Origin of the sequence: Pseudomonas sp. StFLB209 (assembly GCF_000829415.1) — a bacterium.
Taxonomy (GTDB): Bacteria; Pseudomonadota; Gammaproteobacteria; order Pseudomonadales; family Pseudomonadaceae; genus Aquipseudomonas.
In genome coordinates, this window is sequence record NZ_AP014637.1 from 5911305 (window position 1) to 5931303 (window position 19999).

20 protein-coding genes are annotated in these 19999 nt (G+C 63.2%); 15 read left to right on the forward strand and 5 right to left on the reverse strand.

The genetic code is table 11. The features are described 5' to 3' along the window. Window positions 1-167: 167 nt before the first annotated feature. The 3 genes from PSCI_RS26285 to PSCI_RS26295 all read left to right on the forward strand — a co-directional run bounded on the left by PSCI_RS26285 (window position 168) and on the right by PSCI_RS26295 (window position 2290). The gene (locus PSCI_RS26285; protein ID WP_045492723.1) at window positions 168-821 is read left to right on the forward strand and encodes a DUF1345 domain-containing protein; all 654 of its coding nucleotides are present in this window, start codon (window positions 168-170) and stop codon (window positions 819-821) included. Window positions 822-888: 67 nt separating this feature from the next. After that, window positions 889-1254 (forward strand): hypothetical protein, encoded by a 366-nt coding sequence (locus PSCI_RS26290; RefSeq protein WP_045492726.1) that lies wholly within the window; start codon window positions 889-891, stop codon window positions 1252-1254. Between the two features lie 76 nt (window positions 1255-1330). Continuing rightward, window positions 1331-2290, forward strand: a complete 960-nt coding sequence (locus PSCI_RS26295) for a D-2-hydroxyacid dehydrogenase family protein (protein ID WP_045492729.1) — start codon at window positions 1331-1333, stop codon at window positions 2288-2290. An 83-nt stretch (window positions 2291-2373) separates the two neighbouring features. Here PSCI_RS26295 and PSCI_RS26300 read toward each other — a convergent pair whose 3' ends face one another. Next, window positions 2374-4506 carry a TonB-dependent siderophore receptor gene (locus PSCI_RS26300; RefSeq protein WP_045492732.1) on the reverse strand — a complete coding sequence of 711 codons (2133 nt, stop codon included), beginning with the start codon at window positions 4504-4506 and terminating at the stop codon, window positions 2374-2376. A gap of 244 nt (window positions 4507-4750) precedes the next feature. On the opposite strand from PSCI_RS26300, the gene pncA reads away from it, so the two are divergent. From pncA to PSCI_RS26325, 5 genes are all read left to right on the forward strand, one after another. Then, window positions 4751-5398 carry a bifunctional nicotinamidase/pyrazinamidase gene (gene pncA / locus PSCI_RS26305; protein WP_045492735.1) on the forward strand — a complete coding sequence of 216 codons (648 nt, stop codon included), beginning with the start codon at window positions 4751-4753 and terminating at the stop codon, window positions 5396-5398. 91 nt (window positions 5399-5489) lie between these two features. Next, complete coding sequence (locus PSCI_RS26310; protein ID WP_045492738.1) at window positions 5490-6386, forward strand: formate/nitrite transporter family protein; 897 nt, start codon at window positions 5490-5492, stop codon at window positions 6384-6386. Between the two features lie 105 nt (window positions 6387-6491). Then, a complete protein-coding gene (locus tag PSCI_RS26315) occupies window positions 6492-7175 on the forward strand; it encodes a response regulator transcription factor (protein ID WP_045492740.1) in 684 nt (227 codons plus the stop codon). Next, window positions 7153-8538 carry a sensor histidine kinase gene (locus tag PSCI_RS26320; RefSeq protein ID WP_045492743.1) on the forward strand — a complete coding sequence of 462 codons (1386 nt, stop codon included), beginning with the start codon at window positions 7153-7155 and terminating at the stop codon, window positions 8536-8538. The genes PSCI_RS26315 and PSCI_RS26320 overlap by 23 nt, the downstream gene beginning before the upstream one ends. A 113-nt stretch (window positions 8539-8651) precedes the next feature. Then, window positions 8652-9854, forward strand: a complete 1203-nt coding sequence (locus PSCI_RS26325; RefSeq protein WP_045492746.1) for an MFS transporter — start codon at window positions 8652-8654, stop codon at window positions 9852-9854. A gap of 15 nt (window positions 9855-9869) precedes the next feature. Here PSCI_RS26325 and PSCI_RS26330 read toward each other — a convergent pair whose 3' ends face one another. From PSCI_RS26330 to hpxX, 4 genes are read right to left on the reverse strand one after another with little or no spacing between them, the layout of a single operon-like run. Next, window positions 9870-11471 carry a gamma-glutamyltransferase family protein gene (locus PSCI_RS26330; RefSeq protein WP_045492748.1) on the reverse strand — a complete coding sequence of 534 codons (1602 nt, stop codon included), beginning with the start codon at window positions 11469-11471 and terminating at the stop codon, window positions 9870-9872. 50 nt (window positions 11472-11521) lie between these two features. Continuing rightward, entirely contained in the window at window positions 11522-11905 is a 384-nt protein-coding gene (gene hpxZ, locus PSCI_RS26335) for an oxalurate catabolism protein HpxZ (RefSeq protein WP_045492751.1), read from the reverse strand. Then, window positions 11902-13299 carry an AtzE family amidohydrolase gene (locus tag PSCI_RS26340; RefSeq protein ID WP_045492754.1) on the reverse strand — a complete coding sequence of 466 codons (1398 nt, stop codon included), beginning with the start codon at window positions 13297-13299 and terminating at the stop codon, window positions 11902-11904. The genes hpxZ and PSCI_RS26340 overlap by 4 nt, the downstream gene beginning before the upstream one ends. Next, window positions 13296-13484, reverse strand: coding sequence for an oxalurate catabolism protein HpxX (gene hpxX, locus PSCI_RS26345; RefSeq protein WP_045492757.1), 189 nt, complete (start codon window positions 13482-13484; stop codon window positions 13296-13298). Before hpxX ends, PSCI_RS26340 begins: the two co-directional genes overlap by 4 nt. Window positions 13485-13579: 95 nt before the next feature. On the opposite strand from hpxX, the gene PSCI_RS26350 reads away from it, so the two are divergent. The 7 genes from PSCI_RS26350 to hpxK all read left to right on the forward strand — a co-directional run bounded on the left by PSCI_RS26350 (window position 13580) and on the right by hpxK (window position 19997). After that, a complete protein-coding gene (locus PSCI_RS26350; protein WP_045492760.1) occupies window positions 13580-14419 on the forward strand; it encodes a MurR/RpiR family transcriptional regulator in 840 nt (279 codons plus the stop codon). Between the two features lie 217 nt (window positions 14420-14636). Continuing rightward, window positions 14637-15431 (forward strand): transporter substrate-binding domain-containing protein, encoded by a 795-nt coding sequence (locus tag PSCI_RS26355; RefSeq protein ID WP_373568417.1) that lies wholly within the window; start codon window positions 14637-14639, stop codon window positions 15429-15431. Between the two features lie 10 nt (window positions 15432-15441). Then, window positions 15442-16107, forward strand: a complete 666-nt coding sequence (locus PSCI_RS26360; protein WP_045492766.1) for an amino acid ABC transporter permease — start codon at window positions 15442-15444, stop codon at window positions 16105-16107. Next, on the forward strand, window positions 16107-16763 hold the full coding sequence (locus PSCI_RS26365; protein ID WP_045495024.1) for an amino acid ABC transporter permease: 657 nt from the start codon (window positions 16107-16109) through the stop codon (window positions 16761-16763). Before PSCI_RS26360 ends, PSCI_RS26365 begins: the two co-directional genes overlap by 1 nt. Next, window positions 16744-17481 carry an amino acid ABC transporter ATP-binding protein gene (locus PSCI_RS26370; RefSeq protein ID WP_045492769.1) on the forward strand — a complete coding sequence of 246 codons (738 nt, stop codon included), beginning with the start codon at window positions 16744-16746 and terminating at the stop codon, window positions 17479-17481. The genes PSCI_RS26365 and PSCI_RS26370 overlap by 20 nt, the downstream gene beginning before the upstream one ends. 33 nt (window positions 17482-17514) lie before the next feature. Then, entirely contained in the window at window positions 17515-18753 is a 1239-nt protein-coding gene (locus PSCI_RS26375) for a pyridoxal-phosphate-dependent aminotransferase family protein (protein ID WP_045492772.1), read from the forward strand. Then, window positions 18750-19997, forward strand: coding sequence for an allantoate amidohydrolase (gene hpxK / locus PSCI_RS26380; RefSeq protein ID WP_045492774.1), 1248 nt, complete (start codon window positions 18750-18752; stop codon window positions 19995-19997). Before PSCI_RS26375 ends, hpxK begins: the two co-directional genes overlap by 4 nt. Window positions 19998-19999 lie beyond the last annotated feature (2 nt).

Consider the following 19999-nt stretch of genomic DNA (forward strand, 5'->3'; position numbering starts at 1 on the left):
GAGATTTGCGGCGCCCATATGAGCAGTATTGGCTTTAGCCGGCAAGGCGAATCTTCGCCGCTAAAGCGGCTCCTACGAGGTGCCGTGTTTGTCAGGACAGCGCGGCGCCCAGCCATGCTCACCGAGCTGCTATCGTTGTGCCAACCCTGCCCTTGCTGAGCACCGCCATGCCCCATGTCGTTCATACCCACCCGCGTCTGGCCGTGAGCGCTGCGCTGGGTTTGCTGGCCGGTATCGGCTCGGTGTTTATCGCCCCGCAACTAAGCATCATCCAGCACGGGCTGGTGGGCTGGAATCTTGCCGTATGGGTGTTCCTGGCACTGATCCTTAGCCACACGCTGCGCAGCAGCGCTGATGATGTGAAGAAGGTCGCGATGATGGAGGACGAAAATGCTGGGGTGGTATTACTGGTGGTGTGCATCGGCGCGCTGGCCAGCCTCGCGGCGCTCATTGTCGAACTGGCCAACGGCAAAGCGGCGCCGGGCACCGGCGAGGTGCTGCGGCACAGTTTTACCGCCCTGACGATTGTCGGCTCCTGGTTGTTGACCGGGGTGATCTTCAGCCTGCACTACGCCAGGCTGTTCTACACCACTGGCGGCAAGCAACCGGCATTGAATTTTCCTGACGGTGAAAGGCATCCCGACTATTGGGACTTCCTGTACTTCTCCTTCACCCTGAACGTGGCGGTGCAAACTTCAGACGTGGGCGTGATGACCCGTGCAATGCGCAAGGTCGTGCTTGCTCACTGCTTGCTGGGGTTCGTGTTTAATACGGCGATTCTGGGCTTGACCATCAATCTGGCGGCGGGGCTGTTTGGCTGACAAATCTTTGTCGGCTCGTCAGTACCGGTTTAAAGTCTGCGTCTCTCGGCCTACGTCACGGACGCACATGAAATACCTGATCTTGCTGCTGCTCGCCGCCGGCGGCTACTACGCCTATTCGAGCTACACAAAAAGTGCCCGGCAGGACATTCCGGTAGCCAGCTATCAGGCGCTATTGAGGAAGGCCGAGAAGACACCGGTGACCCAGCAAGAGGTTCGCTTGGGCGCCAAGTGGATGGCTGCCTATGTGTGCAAAGACCCGGACTTCCAGGCTTCCGGCGGGTCGAGTATCAGTAACTGCCACAGAAAGCTGGAGATCTATCGGGACATCTGTGAGTCACGCATCTTCGACGATGCGCCCGCCATCTTCGAACACATATCGCAAGTAAAGACCATCACCAAACGTTACCTGGCCTGCACCGGCAGCATGTAGGCCGCTCGCAGGCTGTCCGACCGGACCATTACGGCGTAAGGTGCGGACACATCCACAGACATGGAGACCCCCGACGATGGCGCTGCTCAACATTGCCGTACTGGACGACTGGCAGAACGTGGCCAGCGATGTAGTGGACTGGTCGGTGCTCGGCAGCATTGCCAGGGTCAGCTTCCTGCACGACTACCCCGCCGACACCGCGACCCTGGCCGAACGCTTGCAGGGCTTCGAGGTGATCTGCGTGATGCGCGAGCGCACCCTGTTCGATCAGGCGCTGCTAAGCCGCCTGCCAAACCTCAGGCTGCTGGTCACCGGTGGCATGCGCAACGCCGCACTGGACGTCAAAGCCGCCCGTGAGCTGGGCATCGAGGTGTGTGGCACCGACAGCTACAAGCATGCCGCCCCGGAACTGACCTGGGCGCTGGTCATGGGCCTTACCCGCAACCTGGTGCAGGAAGCCAATTCGTTGCGTGGCGGGGGCTGGCAGGTGGGGATTGGCGGCGACCTGTACGGCAAGACTCTGGGCCTGTTGGGCCTGGGCAGCATCGGCCAGAAAGTGGCCCGCTATGGGCAGGCGTTCGGCATGCGGGTGATTGCCTGGAGCCAGAACCTGACCCCCGAGGCCGCGGCCGAAGTCGGCGTCAGCTGGGTCAGCAAGCAGGCGCTGTTCGAGCAGGCTGATGTGCTGTCGGTGCATCTGGTGCTCAGTGAGCGCAGTCGGGGGCTGGTGGATGCCCAGGCACTGGGCTGGATGAAGCGTCAGGCGTATCTGATCAACACCGCACGCGGGCCGATCATTGACGAAGCAGCGCTGATCGAGGCACTGCGCGAGCGGCGTATTGCCGGGGCGGCGCTGGATGTCTTCGATCAGGAACCACTGGTCCAGGAACACCCGTTTCGCAATCTGGACAACGTCCTGGCCACGCCGCACATTGGCTACGTGACCGGCAACAACTACCAGACTTTCTACGGCCAGATGATCGAAGACATTCAGGCCTGGCATGCCGGCCAGCCGATCAGGGTATTTGCCGGATAGAGAGGCAATATCCCCGTCGGCTTAAGTCATGCACATGTGGGAGCTCGCTCACGAAGAAGCTGGCAAGCCCCCCTGGCGAAAGGTTACAACTTGTACGAGAAGCCCACCTGCACGGTGCGCGGTGCGCCCGGATAGGCGTAGATGTTGCCGAACGCGCCCTCTTCATATTCCTTGTCGAACAGGTTCTTCACGTCCAGGTTCAGGCGCAGGTTGTCGTTGACCTTGTAGTAGCTCAGCAGGTCGTAGACGGTGTAGCTGGCCATGCTGAAGTTCGGCACGTTGGCGGTCTGTCCGGCACGCTCGTCAACATAACGGGCGCCGCCACCCAGGCCCAGACCGCGCAATGCGCCGTCCTGGAACTCATACATGCTCAGCAGGCTGGCGCTCTGCTTGGGGATGTTGAGCAGGCGAGTGCCGTTACGCAGGGTGTTGTCCTTGGTCACTTCGGCGTCGGTGTAGGCGTAGCTGCCCATCACTTTCCAGGCCGGGGTGATGTTGCCCACCACGTTGAGGTCGAAACCACGGCTGCGCACTTCGCCGGCCGCGATGCTGAAGGTCGAGTCGACCGGGTCAGTGGTCAGCACGTTCTTCTTGTCGATCTGGTAGATCGCCGCTTCCACACTCAGCTGCTTGTCCAGCGTCTGCCATTTGGCGCCCAGCTCGTAAGCCTTGCCTTCTTCAGGATCGAACCCGCCGCCCAGCCGCGCAGCACCGGAGTTGGGCTTGAATGAACGCGAGGCGCTGGCGTACAGGGCCAGGTCTTCGGTCAGGTCGAAGGTCAGCCCCAGCCGCGGCGTCACCGCATTGTCGCTGTTGGTCCAGCTGCGGGTGCCGGCCAGGTAGGTGTCGTAGTCATGCTCGAAGCGTTCGAAGCGCGCGCCCACCAGCAACTTCAGGCGCTCGGTGAGGGTCACCTGATCCTGCAGGAACGCCGCCCAGGTCTTGAGGTTTTCCTTGTCATGGGTGGTGGTGCGGGTCAGCGCCGGACGGGCCTGGCCATACACCGGGTTGTAGATGTCGATGGCGTAGCTGCCCGCAGCACCGCTGGAGCGCATGATGATCGACTTGTAGTCGTAATCTTCATACTCGACGCCGGCCAGCAGCAGGTGCTCAAGGCTGCCGGTGTTGAAGCGGCCGGTGACGTTCAGTTGCACGTCGATATCGGTCCAGTCCAGTTTGCGCCAGTTGAAGTTGCGGCTCAGGGTGCGAGCATCGGCACCCAGGCTGTTGGCTTCGACACCGTTGCCCTTCATGGTGCCGTCCAGCGACTGCACGCCGCCGCCCAGGGTCCAGTTGTCGTTCAAATCATGCTCGAACCGCAACTGGGCCATGTTGGTGTCAGTGTGCAGCTTGCCGATGTCCTTCTCGCCCCAGAAGGTGTCTGGCGAGGCGGTGCGGGTTTGCGCCGGGTAACGGGTCAGGCCGCGATCCAGCGGTGCATTGTTGCGCATGAACTCACCTTCGAAGGTGATGCGCGTGGCATCGTTGAGCTGCCAGCTGAGCACCGGCGCCACCGAATAGCGCTCGGTCTCGACGTGGTCGCGGAAGGTTTCGCCGCCCTCGCCCAGAACATTCAGGCGATAGGCCAGACGGCCCTCTTCGTCGAGTGGGCCGGTGGCATCGAGGGTGCCACGGTACATGCCCTGATCGTTGATCTGGCTGCCCAGTGTCACCGAGCGGTCGCTGGACGGCTGTTTGGTCACCACGTTGAAGGTGCCGCCCGGGTCGCCGCGGCCGTACAGGGTGGTCGACGGGCCGCGCAGCACTTCAAGACGCTCGATGGTGTTGGCATCGGGCATGCTCGGGTAGCCGCGGTTGATCGGGAAACCGTTGCGGTAGAACTCACCAGTGGTGAAGCCGCGCACAGTAAACGTCGTCAGGCCCTGACCGCCGAAGTTGTTGGCCCGGCCAACGCCGCCCGCGTAGTCGAGTGCCTCTTGCAAGCGGGTAGCGCCCAGATCTTCTACCGCTTCGCGGGACACGACACTGACCGACTGCGGGGTTTCGTGGATCGAGGTATCGGTGCGGGTGGCGCTGGCAGACCGGGTGGCTTTATAGCCTTGTACGGGACCGGTGGCCTGCTCGCTGTCAGCAGCGGCGTTGATGTCGGTCACTTGCAGCTCGATGGAGGGCTTGCCGGCCGGGGCCTGCTCAGCCCAGGCCAGTGGGCTCAGCGCGGCTTGCACAGCGCAAAGCGAAATCAGAGTGCGACGCATGTGTGAATCCTGTTCTCTTTGATGATCCACGAGCTCATGACGGCCCGTTTTGAGATGTGAATTGTATAGATTTGTAACTACAAGTGAAACTTATTCCCAAATGTAACTTTGGGATCATGTCGGCGTGGATGGGTCATTGCTGGCAGCAATCCGCCTCGACGGTGAATATTCGCGGCTCGCGCCGCGCCTACCGGGCCAGGCAGGCATACTGTGGCGGTGTTTCCCTGATCAGATCGGAGAGCTGATGAACCTGACCCATTCCCCCGGCGATCGCCGCAGTGCCCTGCTGGTGATCGACATGCAATACGACTTCATGCCCGGCGGTGCGCTGGCGGTGGCCGACGGCGATGCGCTGGTGCCGTTGATCAACCGCCTCGGCCGGCAGTTCGCCAGGGTCATCGTGACTCAGGACTGGCACCCGGCCGGGCATATCTCGTTCGCTGACAGTCATCCGGGCCATGTGCCCTTCCAGACCATCACCCTGCCCTACGGCCCGCAGACCCTGTGGCCGGTGCATTGCGTGCAAGGCAGCGATGGCGCGCAGTTGCATGAGGCGCTGGAGCTGCCCCATGCGCAGTTGATTCTGCGCAAGGGCTGCAATCCGGCGATCGACAGTTATTCCGCGTTTCTGGAAGCCGACCGCACCACCCGCACCGGCCTGAGCGGTTATTTGCGCGAGCACGGCATCGAGACGCTGTACGTGGTCGGCCTGGCGCTGGACTTCTGCGTGGCCTGGTCGGCCCAGGACGCGGCACGCGAAGGGTTCAACACCTACGTGATCGAGGATGCCTGCCGGGCGATTGACCTGAACGGCTCGTTGCAGGCCGCCTGGCAAGCGATGGGCGAGTTGGGTGTACAGCGCATCCAGAGCCAACAGCTACAGCACGCATAACGCCTTCATCACGGCAGAACGACGCCGGGCCGCGCAGGTCTGAATCTTCAGACAGACGGGCCTCCGTCGTTCCCCCATGAAGGTATCTGGTATGCAAGAACAAGCAGACGGCAAGACTCCCGGCCTGTCAGCCGAAGAACAGCGCGAGATCGACGAGAAGCTGCCACCGCGGGCAGCGGTGTTGCATGAAACCATCCGCATCCAGGGCGACCATGAGCTGGAGCGCAGTGTCGCAGCGTTGTGGTGGTCGGCGCTGGCCGCCGGGCTGACCATGGGCCTGTCGCTGATGGCCATGGGGCTGTTCCGCTCGCGGCTGGGGCCCGGCGATGAAAGCCACGTAATCGCCAGCCTGGGCTATTCGGCAGGCTTTCTGGCGGTGATCCTGGCCCGCCAGCAGTTGTTCACCGAGAACACCCTGACGGCCGTGCTGCCAGTGATGAGCAAGCTGACCCTGGGCAATTTCGGCCGATTGCTACGCCTGTGGGGTGTGGTGCTCGCCGGTAACCTGGCCGGCACCCTGCTGGTGGCCTGGGTGATGCTGCGCCTGCCGATCTTCGATACCCAGACCGACCTGGCGTTTCTGGAAATCGGCCGCAAAGTGATGGAAAACGACGCGACCAAGATGCTCGCCAAAGGCATCGTCTCGGGCTGGATGATCGCCACCATGGTGTGGATGATCGCCGGCATGGAAAACGCCAGGATCGCCATTATCGTGGTGATCACCTACCTGATGGCGCTGGGTGACTTCACCCACATCGTGGTCGGCTCACTGGAGGTGTCTTACCTGGTGTTTGCCGGCGAGGTGAGCTGGGGCGATTTCTGGCTGGTGTTTGCAGCCCCCACCCTGGCCGGCAATATCATCGGCGGCAGCTTTATCTTCGGCCTGCTCAGCCATGCACAGATTCGCAGCGAGAACGACATGACCGCCAAGCGCGAGCGCGACAAACGCAAGCTGCTGGAGGAGTTGCGGCGCAGCCGCCAGGACTGATTGCGCCAGACAGCCGGGCAAATGCGAACATGAATCTTTCTTTCAGGAAATTTTCAGGTTCCAACAGGCAAGATACGATTTTGTCCCACACCGCAGGCAGGCAAGATGACCCGAATCCTGGCAATCGAAGATGACGCCGTCACCGCAAGGGAGATCGTCGCGGAACTCAGCAGTCACGGGCTGGATGTGGACTGGGTAGACAACGGGCGTGACGGTCTGGACAAGGCCGTCAGTGGCGATTACGACCTGATTACCCTGGACCGCATGTTGCCGCAGGTCGACGGGCTGACCATCGTCACCCGCCTGCGCGCCCAGGGCATCAGCACGCCGATCCTGATGATCAGCGCGCTGTCAGACGTCGATGAGCGGGTTCGTGGCCTGCGCGCCGGGGGCGACGACTATCTGTCCAAGCCCTTTGCCTCCGACGAGATGGCCGCCCGGGTCGAGGTGCTGCTGCGCCGTAACAGCCCGGCCAGCGAGCAGAAAAGCCAGTTGCTGGTCGGTGACCTGGAACTGGACCTGATGACCCGCGAGGCGCGCCGTGGCGAGCGGACCCTGACCCTGCTGCCCACCGAGTACAAGCTGCTGGAATTTCTGATGCGCAACCATGGCCAGGTCATCACCCGGATGATGATCTTCCAGGAGGTCTGGGGCTATCACTTCGACCCTGGCACCAACCTGATCGACGTCCATATTGGCCGCCTGCGCAAGAAAATCGACCCACCGGGCAGTGCGCCGCTGATCCGTACCGTAAGGGGCACGGGGTATGTCATTAGCGAACCTGCCTAAGGGCTGGCGTTCCTCCAGCAGCCGTCTGCTGGCGCTCTACAGCACCCTGTTCGTGGCCTGGGGCAGCATCTTGCTGGGGGTCCTGTATTGGGAGGTCAAAGGTTATCTGGACCAGATGGCCCGCCACTCACTGATGCAGCGCCAGCAGCTGTTCGCCCGCTTCGAAGGCCAGGACCTGGTCGAAGCGCTGGTGGCGAGCATGGCCTTCGACAAACCCGCCGTGGATGCCTTCGGCCTGTTCGACGCCCGTCTGCGCCCGCTGTTCGGGCCGATCCGGCAGATCCCCGGCAACCTGCCGCTGGACGGCCAGATTCATGAACTGGGCAGTTGCATCGTCTCCACCGACCCGAACCTGCCGCGCAGCAGTTGCGCCGCGGTAGCGACTCGCACCCGCGCTGGCAACTGGCTGATCATCGTGCGCGACAATGGCTCGCTGTTCGCCGTCTCCAACCTGATTCTGCATGCGCTGCTATGGGGCATGTCGCTGACCATCATTCCCGGCGTGGCCGGCTGGTACTTGTTGCGCCGCCGGCCTCTGCGGCGCATCCATGCCTTGCGTGCCAGTGCCGAGGCGATTGTCAGTGGCGACATGAGCAAGCGCCTGCCGGTTTCGGTGCGCCGTGACGAGCTGGACATGCTGGCGTTGATCGTCAATGACATGCTCGGCCAGATCGAGCGGCTGATGAACGAGGTCAAGGGCGTATGCGACAACATTGCCCATGACTTGCGCACCCCGTTGACCCGCCTGCGCGCCCGCCTGTACCGCATCCAGCAGCAAGCCCCGGACTCGCCGCACAGCCCGGAAATTGCCCAGGTGATCGCCGAAGCCGATGGCCTGATGGCGCGCTTTCGCGGGCTGTTGCGCATTTCCGAACTGCAGGACCAGCGCCGCCGCTCGGGCTTTCTGGAACTCGACCCGCACGCCTTGCTGCAGGAGTTGCACGACTTTTATCTGCCGCTGGCCGAGGAAGGCGACATCACCTTGCTGCTGGACGTCGACAGCCCGGTGCCGAGCATCACTGGCGACCGCGCCCTGCTGTTCGAGGCGCTGGCCAACCTGCTCGACAACGCGATCAAGTTCACCCCCGCCGGCGGTACGGTGCTGCTGCAGGCCAGCGCCTGGCAAGGCCAGTTGCGTATTGAGGTGCAAGACTCCGGCCCCGGCATTCCCGAAGCCGAGCGTCAGGCGGTGTTCCAGCGCTTTCATCGCAGCGAACACGACAACCCGCAAGGCTTCGGCCTGGGACTGTCGCTGGTGGCCGCGATTGTCGAGCTGCATGGCTTTACTTTGCGCATCGACAGCAGCCGCTATGGCGGCGCACGGCTGACGCTCGATTGTGCCGCCGACACTTCAGCGGCCTGAGCGGCGCATCATCAGTGACAGAAATATTCAGTATCAATTCAGTGTGGGTTCTGGCTGTCGGTGAATGCCTTTAACCTGCTGGCTATCTTCCTCAAGCCTGCCTGCGAGCCTTTATGAGCCTTCCCGCCACGCCTGTTGCCATGACCCGCGCTCTGGTGCTGCTGTTCGCTTTCTGCTGTGGCGCCATCGTCGCCAATATCTACTATGCCCAGCCGATCATCGGCCTGATTGCCCCGGACCTCGGGCTTTCAGAAACCCTGGCCAGCCTGATCGTATCGCTGACCCAGATCGGCTATGCCCTGGGCCTGTTGTTTCTGGTGCCACTGGGTGACCTGCTGGAAAACCGCCGACTCATGATCGCCACCGCCGTACTGGCGGTGCTGAGCCTGATCGGCGCGGCCGTGGTGGAGCAGCCCAACCTGTTCCTGCTGCTGTCGCTGTTGATCGGTTTCAGTTCGGTGTCGGTGCAAATCCTGATTCCGCTGGCGGCGCACCTGGCCCCGGAAGAATCCCGTGGCCGGGTGGTCGGCGGGATCATGGGCGGCTTGCTGCTGGGTATTCTGCTGGCCCGGCCGTTGTCGAGCCTGATCGCTGACCACTTCGGCTGGCGCGCGGTGTTTGCCATGGCGGCGCTGATCATGCTGCTGATCTGTGTGGTGCTGGCGACCACCATGCCCAAGCGGGTCCCGGCACATCGCGCCTCTTACGGACAACTGCTGGGCTCGTTGTGGAGCCTGTTGCGTGAACAACCGGTACTGCGCCAGCGGGCGTTTTATCAAGCCTGCATGTTCGCCACCTTCAGCCTGTTCTGGACCGCCGTACCGCTGGAACTGGCGCGCAATCATGGGCTGTCGCAAAGCCAGATCGCCCTGTTTGCCCTGGCCGGGGCGATCGGAGCCATTGCGGCGCCGATCAGCGGACGCCTGGCCGATGCCGGATACACCCGCCCGGCAAGCCTGTTTGCCTTGCTGCTGGCGGCAATCTGTTTCCTGCCGGGGCTGAGCGATGCCGGTGCCGGGGTCATTGGCCTGGCGCTGACCGGGGTGGTACTGGACTTCTGCGTCCAGGTGAACATGGTGCTTGGCCAGCGCGCCGTGTACGCACTGGATGCCGCCAGCCGTGGGCGCCTGAATGCGCTGTACATGACCAGCATCTTCATCGGCGGCGCAGTCGGCTCGGCGGTGGCCAGCCTGTTGTTCGATCGGGGCGGCTGGCACGCGATCATCCTGGTCGGCACCGCCTTGCCGCTGCTGGCCTTGCTGGTGTTTCTCAAGGACGCCCACGCCGCACGCCGGGCGTCTGGCCAGACGGCCTGATGATCAGCCGCCGGTTCAGAACCCGGCGGCTGCGCCGTTACCGCGCGGGTCATAGGCCCCTTCGAACGTGCCGTTGGGCAACTGCACCGCAGCCCCGGCGTGGCCCATGGTCTCACTGAACGCCTCCAGCACTTCGACGTCATGGCCCAGAGCGGCCAGTTGCTCAACCCGTTGCGGGTCGAAGCGTGATTCCAGCTTGAGCGACACGCTGCTGTCGCCCCAGGTGCGCCCCAGCAGCCAGCGCGGGGCGCTGACGGCCTGCTGCAATGGCTGATTGAACACGGCATAACGAGTGAAGACGGCAGCCTGGGTCTGCGGCTGGCCATCACCGCCCATGGTGCCGTACACCATGCTGCGACCATCATGCAGCCGGGCGGCGGCCGGGTTGAGGGTGTGGAACGGCTGCTTGCCCGGTTGCAGCGCCAGCAAATGCTCAGGGTCAAGACTGAACGAAGCGCCGCGGTTCTGCCAGACCAGCCCGCTGTCGCTGAGCACCACGCCGCTGCCGAACTCGTGGTAGATGCTCTGGATAAACGACACCGCCAGACCATCGCTGTCGATCACGCCCATCCACACCGTATCACCCGGCCCCTTGTCTTCGCCCCAACGCTGCGCCTGCCGGGGGTCAATCAGCGCGGCTTGCTCACGAAGAAAGTCGGGGGCCAGAAATGCCTGGGGATCGACCTTCATGTGCGCCGGGTCAGTGATATAGGCATCGCGCACCTTGAAGGCCAGTTTGGTGGCCTCGACCAACGTGTGCACGTAAGCCGCCGAGTCGACGGCGGTGTCTGCCAAGCCGGCCTGTTCAGCAATCCCCAGAATCAGCTGCGACACCACGCCCTGGGTCGGTGGCGGCAGGTTGTACACCGTGCCGCTGCCATGCTCCAGGGCCAGCGGCTTGACCCGTTTGGCCCGATAGGCCGCCAGATCAGCACGGGTGACCGGCGCACCGAGCTGTTGCAGGTCGGCGGCGATGCTGTCGCCCAGGCTGCCACGATAAAAATCATCCAGGCCGCAATCACTCAAGCGTTGCAGGGTTTGCGCCAGGCGTGGCTGGCGAAACAGACTGCCCGCCTCCGGGACCCGGTAGCGGCCTTCGCTGTGGCACAGGTAGGTGTCGGCGAACCCCGGAATATCCTGCAGTTGCGCAAGCTTGGCGGCGGTGGCGGCATGCTGCGAACGGGTCACCGGGATACCGGCACTGGCGTAATGGATGGCATCGGCCAGCAGCGCCGGCAGCGGCGTGCTGCCGCCCAGCCCGGCACTGACCGCCAACGCCTCCTGCCAGCCGCCGACCGTCCCGGCGACGGTCAATGCGGCAGCGGCGCCACGCAGCGGGATACTCGCTTGGCCACGGTAGCGCTCCAGGGTCGCCAGGCTGCCGGCCGGGCCGCTGGCATCGATGGCCAGCGGTTCGCCGTGTTTCGGCACGATGAGCCAGAAGCCATCGCCGCCAAGGCCGTTCATGTGCGGGTACACCACCGCGATGGTGGCGGCAGCGGCCACCATCGCTTCGATGGCGTTGCCGCCGCTACGCAGAATGGCCAGCGCCGATTGCGCGGCCAGGCTATGAGGTGCCACGGCAATGCCCCGGGCGGCCAGTGTGGTGTTGAGCATGATTTCTACCAAAGAAGCTTGCGACCAAAGAAACGTACGACCAAGCAGGTTTACGACATCAGGCTGACGTGCGCAGCGACGATCCGCCACTGCCCGTCCAGGCGTACCCAGCTCTGCTGCTGGCGACCGATGCGCTCGCTGCCGTCGCGGGTGAACTCGGTACTGCACACAGCAAAATCCTCGCCATAGCAGCTGATCACCGTATTGCGCAGGGTGCGTTGCAGCCCGGCCGACGGGCGCGCCGCACGAAAGGCGCGGATCGCTTCGATGCCATACAGGTTCTCCCCGGCGCCAAGCCGTACGGTGCGCGGGTCATGCCAAAACAGCTCATCGAGCACCTGAGTGTCATTGCTGACCAGCGCCTGCTCGTAGCGCTCAAACGCAGCGCGTACCTCGGCCAGCACCTCAGGGCGATCAATCGATTGCGGGTTCATTGCACGGCTCCCGGCACAGCGGCCTCAGTGATGCCCAACTGCTCCAGCCGACGCGCAGCACGCAGGCAGGCCTGTTCGTTGAACGGCGCGGCGATCAGCTGAACGCCGATCGGCAACCCATTGGCGGCGCGCAGCGGCACGCTGACCACCGGCAGGCCAAGGAAAGAGATCGGCTGGGCGAGCATGCCCATGCTGGCGCGAATCGGCAGATCAGTGCCATTGATACGCATGGTCTGCTGGCCAATGGTCGTGGCGCTGGTCGGCGTGGCCGGTGCAATCAGCACATCGACGCCGGCGAACAGCGGCAACACCTGCTGCTGGAAATGCCGACGAAAGCGCTGCGCCTGCACATACCAGGCAGCCGGAATCATCGCCCCGGCCAGCAGCCGTTCACGAGACAGCGGCTCGAAGGCGTCAGGCACACGGCGCAGGGTTGGCAGGTAACTGTTGCCGCCCTCTGAGGCGCTGATGATGAAGGCAGCGGTGCGCGCCAGTTCGGCTTCAGCCAGCGTGATTTGCTGTTGCGCGTTCAACCCCTTGGCGACGCGCGCCACGGCATCACGTGCCGAATCATCGCACCATTGCTGGAAATAACCGCCCAGTACGGCGCAACGCAAACCGTCGCTGTCCTGCTCCAATCGGGGCATGACCGGTTGCAGATCCTGCGCCGCCTGAAAGCCGTCCGCCGGGTCATGACCCAGCAAGGCGTCATAGACTTCGGTCAGGTCGCTGACCCGCCGCGCCAGCGGGCCAATGTGATCGAGGCTGCCGACAAACGGGTGAGTACCGCTGCGTGACAGCCGGCCAAAGGTCGGCTTCATGCCAAACACGCCGCACAGCGAAGCCGGTACACGGATCGAGCCATTGGTATCGCTACCCAACGAAAAATGCACCAGCCCGGCCGCAACCGCTGCCGCCGAGCCGCCCGATGAGCCGCCAGCAATACGGGTCAGGTCATGGGGGTTGCAGGTGGCACCAAAATGGCTGTTTTCGGTCGTAAAGCCATAGGCATAGGCGTCCATGTTGAGCATGCCCGACAACAGCGCGCCGCTGCCGGCCAGTTGCCGCACTGCCCAGGCATCCTGGGCCGCAGGCGCGCGGTCCTTGAAAATCTGTGCGCCGGCCAGGGTCGGGAAACCCGCCACATCGAACAGGTTCTTCACCGCATAGGGCACAGCCGCCAACGCGGGCAAGGCCTCACCCTGCTGGCGACGCCGATCGAGGGCCTGGGCCTCTTCGCACATGCGCTGGTGAGTGATCCGGGTCCAGGCGTTGATTGCCCGATTGCGCTGTTCGATTGCGCCCAGGCTGTGCTCGGCGATTTCAGCGGCGCTGAACTCTCCGGCGGCCAGTGCCGACTTCAATTGGCTGATGCTCAGCGTGTCGAGATTCATGCCTTGTAGACTCCCGCCACTTCCAGCCGGTCATCCAGCGGGTAATCCATCAGTGGCGCGGCCATGGCTGCGATGCGGCTGAACTGCAACAGCAGTTCCTGACGTCGGGCGTCGTCCAGTTCCAGGCCCAGGACCTGTTCCATCTGCGCAATGTAGGCTGCCCAGTCGGGCGGGACCTGTGTCATGGTGAACTCCTCTGAACATCGAAGCCGGAACATTCCGGTGCCTGCGTGATTGCTATATCATTGGCTCAATGAAACGAAAGTTACAAGGGATTCCCGTGAATCAGTTAGACGAACGCCTGCGCAGCCAGTACTCGCACCTCACCCCTCAAGAGCAACGTCTCGCTGATTTCATGCTCGACCATTACGACGACCTGGTCAGCTACAACAGCGCCGAGCTGGCGCGGCTGACCGGGGTGTCGAAGGCCACCGTCAGCCGTCTGTTCAAGCGCCTGGGCTACGACAAGTACAAGGACATGCGCGACGAACAGCGCACCTTGCGGCAGACCGGCATGCCGGTGACCGACAACCGCGACGTGGTGCAGGGCAATACCTTGCTGGCGCGGCACTACAAGCAGGAAATGGCCAACCTGACCCAGTGGGTCAATGCGATTGACGGGCCAACCTTCACCGAGGTGGTGCACGCGCTGGGCAGTTGCCGACGGGTATTGATCGTCGGTCTGCGCAATGCTTATCCGGCCGCCCTGCACCTGCGCCAGCAACTGCTGCAGATTCGTCCCGGGGTGCAGATACTGCCGCAGACCGGCCAGACCCTGGCCGAGGAACTGGTCGATGTTGCGGCCGACGATCTGGTGGTGGTGCTAGCTTTCCGTCGGCGGCCACGGATCATTCGTCCGCTGTTGCTGGCATTGCAGGCGCAGCAGGTGCCGACCCTGGTGATTTGCGAGCCCCAGGCTCAAGCAGTGATTGAACTGGGGCGCTGGCATCTGTGCACGCCACTGGACAGCGTTTCAGCGTTCGATAGCTACGCCGGGGCCAACAGCCTGATCAACCTGCTGGTCAATGCCGTGCTGCACGAACAGCTGAGCGAAGGCCGCCAGCGCATTCACCAGATCGCCGCGCTGTACGGCGAGCTGGATGAGCTGGAACAACGCTGACGCACCTTAAAAGGGCAAAAAAGATCTGCAAGGCGCTTTTTTAGCGCCTTTTTTTATACCATCGACTCGGCTGCCCGCCTATCGTCACCCCCGAAACTCAAGCTAATGCCTTACATGTCCAGCGACAGGGAAAAAGTTTCGGTCATGAAACAAACTGGCACACACGTTGCAAAAACAAAAATAACGAATCTTTTGTTTCACAACCGAAGCGGATGGGGTGCCGAGTATGAAAAAGACGTTGATCGCGATTCTGGCGGGTGCGGCGCTGCTGTCTCAGGCGGCGGGTGTGCTGGCGGATCAGTTGCAGGACATCGAGAAGCGCGGCGTGATTCGCATCGCCGTACCGCAGGATTTTCCGCCATTCGGTTCGGTCGGCACCGATTTGCAGCCGCAGGGTTATGACATTGACATGGCCAAGTACGTGGCCAAGCAAATGAAACTAAAGTTGCAGCTCGTCCCGGTCACCAGCGCCAACCGCGTTCCTTACCTGCAAACCGACAAGGTCGACCTGGTGATCTCCAGCCTGGGCAAGAATGCCGAGCGTGAACAGGTGATTGATTTCAGCAAGGCCTATGCGCCGTTTTTCCTCGGTGTATTTGGTGCCAAGGACAGCACGCTGCAGGGTGCGGCCGAGTTGTCCGGGCAGTCGATCGGGGTGACCCGTGGTGCGGTGGAGGACATGGTGCTGACCGAAGTGGCACCGGCCGGCGCGCAGGTCAAGCGTTATGAAGACAACAACACCACGCTGTCGGCTTACCTGTCTGGCCAGGTGCAGTACGTGGCCACCGGCAACCTGGTGGTCGCGGCGATTACCCGGCAGAACGCCGACAAAGCCCCGGTGGCCAAGTTCATGCTCAAGGATTCGCCGTGCTTCATCGGCCTGCGCAAGAACGAAACCGCGCTCAAGGACAAGGTCAACGCCCTGATCGAACAGGCCCACGCCGACGGCACGCTGAACAAGCTGTCCGAAGAGTGGCTCAAGGCACCACTGCCTGCCAATCTGGGCGCGTAAGGGCCTGGTGATGATTGCACAGCTTAATTTCTCTGCCCTGCTGCCCTACTGGCCGGAACTGCTGGCCGGCTTGTGGGTGACCATCCAGCTCACGGTGCTGGCCACCGTGGGCGGGGTCAGCCTGGGGATTCTCGGTGCGGCGCTGCGCAGTGGCCGGCCGGGGCTGGCCAGCCGCCTGTGGGGCTGCTACGTCGAACTGATCCGCAACACGCCGTTTGTGGTGCAGTTGTTCTTCATTGTCTTCGGCCTGCCGGCGCTGGGCCTGAAGCTGACTGCCGGCGAAGCCGCGCTGCTGGCGATGCTGATCAACCTGGGCGCCTACAGCACCGAGATCATCCGCGCCGGCATCCAGGTCACCCCGCGTGGCCAGTGGGAAGCCGGCCGGGTGCTGGGCCTGAGCCGTTCGCAGACGTTCTTGCGGGTGGTGCTGCCACCGTCGCTCAAGCGCATTTATCCGGCGCTGGTCAGCCAGTGCATCATCGTCATGCTCGGCTCCTCGGTGGTTTCACAGGTGTCCCATGAAGAGCTGACCTTCGCCGCCAGCCTGATTCAGTCGCGCACCTTCCTGAGTTTTGAGGTGTACCTGGTGACCGCGCTGATGTACCTGGCGCTGTCGATCGCCATGCGCCAACTGTTGCTGGCAATCGGCCGCAAATGCTTTGGAGACCAGCCATGATGGGCACCTTTACCGACTGGGATATCCTGCGCAACCTGCTGTTGGCAGCGCGCTGGACGGTCCTGCTGTCGCTCACCGCGTTCATCGGCGGCACCCTGGTAGCCAGTGTGCTGGTGATGATGCGCCTGTCCGGGCAGCGCTGGCTGCATTGGCTGATTCGCGGCTATACCGAGCTGTTTCAGGGCACGCCGCTGCTGATGCAGTTGTTTCTGGCATTTTTCGGTGTCGCGTTGCTGGGCATCGATGTTTCACCCTGGACCGCCGCCTCGCTGGCCCTGACTTTCTACACCAGTGCCTTTCTGGTCGACATCTGGCACGGCAGCATTCGTGCCCTGCCCCGCGGCCAGTGGGAAGCCTGCCGCTGCCTGGGCCTGGACTTCGGCCAGACCCTGTACCGGGTGGTGCTGCCCCAGGCGCTACGCATCGGCATCGCGCCCACCGTCGGCTTCGCCGTGCAGGTGGTCAAGGGCACCGCGCTGGCCTCGATCATCGGTTTTATCGAGCTGACCAAAGCCGGCACCATTCTCAACAACGTCACCTACCAACCGTTCAAGGTGTTCGGCCTGGTGGCGCTCGGTTATTTCCTGATGTGCTACCCGCTGTCGCGCTACAGCCAGTTCCTGGAGAAGAAATTCAATGCCGCTCATCACCATTGATCAGGTACAGAAGTACTACGGCGACAACCACGTGCTCAAGGGCGTGGACCTGGACATCGAGATCGGCGAAGTGGTGTCGATCATCGGCCGCAGCGGCTCGGGCAAAAGCACCCTGCTGCGCTGCATTAACGGCCTGGAGGGTTATCAGCAAGGCAGCATCAAACTGGCCGGCATGACCGTCACCGACCGTGACTCCCAGGCGCGGGAAATTGCCCGTTCGGTGGGCATGGTGTTTCAGAGCTTCAACCTGTTCCCGCACATGACGGCGCTGGAGAACGTGATGCTCGCGCCGCGCCGGGTGCTGAAAAAAAGCGAAGCCGAGTGCCGCGAACTGGCCGCGCAGATGCTGGAAAAGGTCGGTCTGGGTGAGCGTCTGGACTACTACCCCTCAAGCCTCTCCGGTGGTCAGCAACAGCGGGTGGCGATTGCCCGCGCCCTGGCCATGTCGCCCAAGGTACTGCTGTGCGACGAAATCACCTCGGCCCTCGATCCGGAACTGGTCGGTGAGGTATTGAAGGTTCTGGAGCAACTGGCCAAAGAAGGCATGACCCTGATCCTGGTCACCCACGAAATGAACTTCGCCCGCGAGGTCGGCGACCGGGTGGTGTTCATGCACCAGGGCAAAGTCTGGGAACAGGGCGACAGCCGCGAGCTGTTTGCCAACCCGCAGACCGCTGAATTCAAACAGTTTATTTCCTCGGTACGTGGTCTGAACTGAACCCCTCTTATAAATGTGTAGAAGATCGTCCCCATGAATACTGCCCTCTATTCACCGGTCAACCCGCCACAACGCCTGCTCATGGGCCCCGGCCCGATCAACGCCGACCCGCGCGTGCTGCGCGCCATGTCCAGCCAGTTGGTCGGCCAGTACGACCCGGCCATGACCGGCTACATGAACGAGGTGATGGCGCTGTACCGCAGCGTGTTCGCCACCGCGAACCACTGGACGCTGCTGGTCAACGGCACCTCGCGGGCTGGCATCGAAGCGATTCTGGTGTCGGCGATCCGTCCCGGCGACAAGGTGCTGGTGCCGGTGTTTGGCCGCTTCGGCCACCTGCTGGTCGAGATCGCCCGCCGCTGCCGGGCCGAGGTGCATACCATCGAGGCACCATGGGGTGAAGTGTTCGAGCCGCAGCAGATCGAAGACGCGATCAAGCGGGTCAAGCCACGGCTGTTGTTGACGGTACAGGGCGACACCTCGACCACCATGCTCCAGCCGCTGGAACAACTGGGCGAAATCTGCCGCCGCCACGATGTGCTGTTCTACACCGATGCCACCGCCTCACTGGGCGGCAATGTGCTGCAAAGCGACCTGTGGGGCCTGGATGCAGTCTCCGCCGGCTTGCAGAAATGCCTGGGCGGGCCGTCGGGCACCGCGCCAATCACCTTGAGCGAACGCATGGAAGCGGTCATTCGCCGGCGCAAATGTGTCGAGGCTGGCATCCGCACGGCGGCGCATCAGGACGGCGACGACGAGATGATCTACTCCAATTATTTCGATCTGGGCATGATCCTCGATTACTGGGGGCCAGAGCGCCTCAACCACCACACCGAGGCCACCTCGGCGCTGTTCGCCGCCCGTGAATGCGCCCGGTTGATCGTCGAAGAGGGCCTGGAGGCCGGTATCGCCCGCCACAAACTGCACGGCGATGCCTTGCTCAAGGGCATTGAGGGCATGGGCCTTGCGACCTTCGGCAACCTTGAGCACAAGATGAACAACGTGCTCGGCGTGGTGATTCCCGAGGCCGTGCATGGCGAGCAGGTGCGCAAGCTGCTGCTGGAAGACTTCGGCATCGAGATCGGCACCTCGTTCGGGCCGCTGGCCGGCAAGATCTGGCGCATCGGCACCATGGGCTACAACGCCCGCAAAGACTGCGTCATGCAGACCTTGAGCGCCCTGGAAGCGGTGCTCAATCATCTGGGCGTGCGCACCACCCAAGGCGCGGCCATGCAAGCCGCCTGGGATCACTACAGCGGCCAGCCAGCATGAGCCTGTTGCCGATCAACAACGATGCCGCTGCGCGGGTCATGGCGCGCTGCGACCAATTGGCACTGATCAGCGAGTCGGCGCCATCGCTGACCCGGGTGTACCTGTCGACCGAGCATTTGCAAGCCAATGCGCTGGTCGGCCAGTGGATGCGCGAGGCCGGCATGCGGGTCTGGCAGGACAGCGTCGGCAATATCTGCGGCCGCTATGAAGGCCAGACGCCTGACGCCAAAGCGGTGCTGCTCGGCTCGCATCTGGACACCGTAAGGGATGCCGGGCGCTACGACGGCATGCTTGGGGTCATCACGGCCATTGAGGTGGTTCAGCACTTGCACCAGCACGCTGTACACCTGCCGAACGCCATCGAGATCGTCGGCTTTGCCGATGAAGAAGGCACCCGCTTTGGCATTACCCTGCTCGGCAGCCGGGCCTTGACCGGCAGTTGGCCCGCCGAATGGGTCGACAAGCCCGATGCCAACGGCATCAGCGTCGCCCAGGCCATGACCGAGGCCGGCCTGGACGCCAGCGCCATCGGCCAGGCGGCGCGCCGCCAGGCAGAGATTGCCGCTTATCTGGAGCTGCATATCGAACAGGGACCGTGCCTGGAAGGTGAGCAACTGGCGCTCGGCGTGGTGACTGCAATCAACGGCGCAAGACGTCTGAACTGCGCCTTTACCGGCCACGCCGGGCATGCCGGCACGGTGCCGATGGCGCATCGCAAAGACGCTCTGGCGGCGGCGGCGCAATGGATGGTGTGGATCGAGGAGCATACCCGGCAAACCGGTCCGCAATTGGTGGCCACGGTCGGTACCCTGCAATGTCACCCCGGTGCGGTCAACGTCATCCCTGGCGAGGTGAGCCTGACCCTGGATGTGCGCGGGCCGCAGGACGCGGCACTGGACGGCCTGCTGGAGCGGATTCTGCACCAGGGCCAGGCGATTGCCAGACAACGCGGCATTGCCTTCAGCGCCGAGACCTATTACTCGATTCCGGCCACCGACTGCGATGCGCAGCTGCAGGCTGCGCTGCAAGAAGTGCTGGTCAACGTCCAGGGCCGCAGCCTGGCACTGCCCAGCGGCGCCGGCCACGATGCCATCGCCATGGCAGAAAAATGGCCGGTGGGCATGCTGTTCGTGCGCTGCGCCGGTGGCATCAGCCACCACCCGGCCGAGTCAGTGACCCAGGCGGATGTCGGTCTGGCATTGCAGGCGCTCAGTCAGTGGGTGGCAGCGGTTGCCAGGGCGTAAAG

Excerpts from the sequence above, each read along its gene's own strand:
- PSCI_RS26285 (WP_045492723.1), top strand. The coding sequence starts at position 168 with ATGCCCCATGTCGTTCATACCCACCCGCGTCTGGCCGTGAGCGCTGCG.
- PSCI_RS26290 (WP_045492726.1), top strand. The coding sequence starts at position 889 with ATGAAATACCTGATCTTGCTGCTGCTCGCCGCCGGCGGCTACTACGCC.
- PSCI_RS26295 (WP_045492729.1), top strand. The coding sequence starts at position 1,331 with ATGGCGCTGCTCAACATTGCCGTACTGGACGACTGGCAGAACGTGGCC.
- PSCI_RS26300 (WP_045492732.1), bottom strand. The coding sequence starts at position 4,506 with ATGCGTCGCACTCTGATTTCGCTTTGCGCTGTGCAAGCCGCGCTGAGC.
- pncA (WP_045492735.1), top strand. The coding sequence starts at position 4,751 with ATGAACCTGACCCATTCCCCCGGCGATCGCCGCAGTGCCCTGCTGGTG.
- PSCI_RS26310 (WP_045492738.1), top strand. The coding sequence starts at position 5,490 with ATGCAAGAACAAGCAGACGGCAAGACTCCCGGCCTGTCAGCCGAAGAA.
- PSCI_RS26315 (WP_045492740.1), top strand. The coding sequence starts at position 6,492 with ATGACCCGAATCCTGGCAATCGAAGATGACGCCGTCACCGCAAGGGAG.
- PSCI_RS26320 (WP_045492743.1), top strand. The coding sequence starts at position 7,153 with ATGTCATTAGCGAACCTGCCTAAGGGCTGGCGTTCCTCCAGCAGCCGT.
- PSCI_RS26325 (WP_045492746.1), top strand. The coding sequence starts at position 8,652 with ATGAGCCTTCCCGCCACGCCTGTTGCCATGACCCGCGCTCTGGTGCTG.
- PSCI_RS26330 (WP_045492748.1), bottom strand. The coding sequence starts at position 11,471 with ATGCTCAACACCACACTGGCCGCCCGGGGCATTGCCGTGGCACCTCAT.
- hpxZ (WP_045492751.1), bottom strand. The coding sequence starts at position 11,905 with ATGAACCCGCAATCGATTGATCGCCCTGAGGTGCTGGCCGAGGTACGC.
- PSCI_RS26340 (WP_045492754.1), bottom strand. The coding sequence starts at position 13,299 with ATGAATCTCGACACGCTGAGCATCAGCCAATTGAAGTCGGCACTGGCC.
- hpxX (WP_045492757.1), bottom strand. The coding sequence starts at position 13,484 with ATGACACAGGTCCCGCCCGACTGGGCAGCCTACATTGCGCAGATGGAA.
- PSCI_RS26360 (WP_045492766.1), top strand. The coding sequence starts at position 15,442 with ATGATTGCACAGCTTAATTTCTCTGCCCTGCTGCCCTACTGGCCGGAA.
- PSCI_RS26365 (WP_045495024.1), top strand. The coding sequence starts at position 16,107 with ATGGGCACCTTTACCGACTGGGATATCCTGCGCAACCTGCTGTTGGCA.
- PSCI_RS26370 (WP_045492769.1), top strand. The coding sequence starts at position 16,744 with ATGCCGCTCATCACCATTGATCAGGTACAGAAGTACTACGGCGACAAC.
- PSCI_RS26375 (WP_045492772.1), top strand. The coding sequence starts at position 17,515 with ATGAATACTGCCCTCTATTCACCGGTCAACCCGCCACAACGCCTGCTC.
- hpxK (WP_045492774.1), top strand. The coding sequence starts at position 18,750 with ATGAGCCTGTTGCCGATCAACAACGATGCCGCTGCGCGGGTCATGGCG.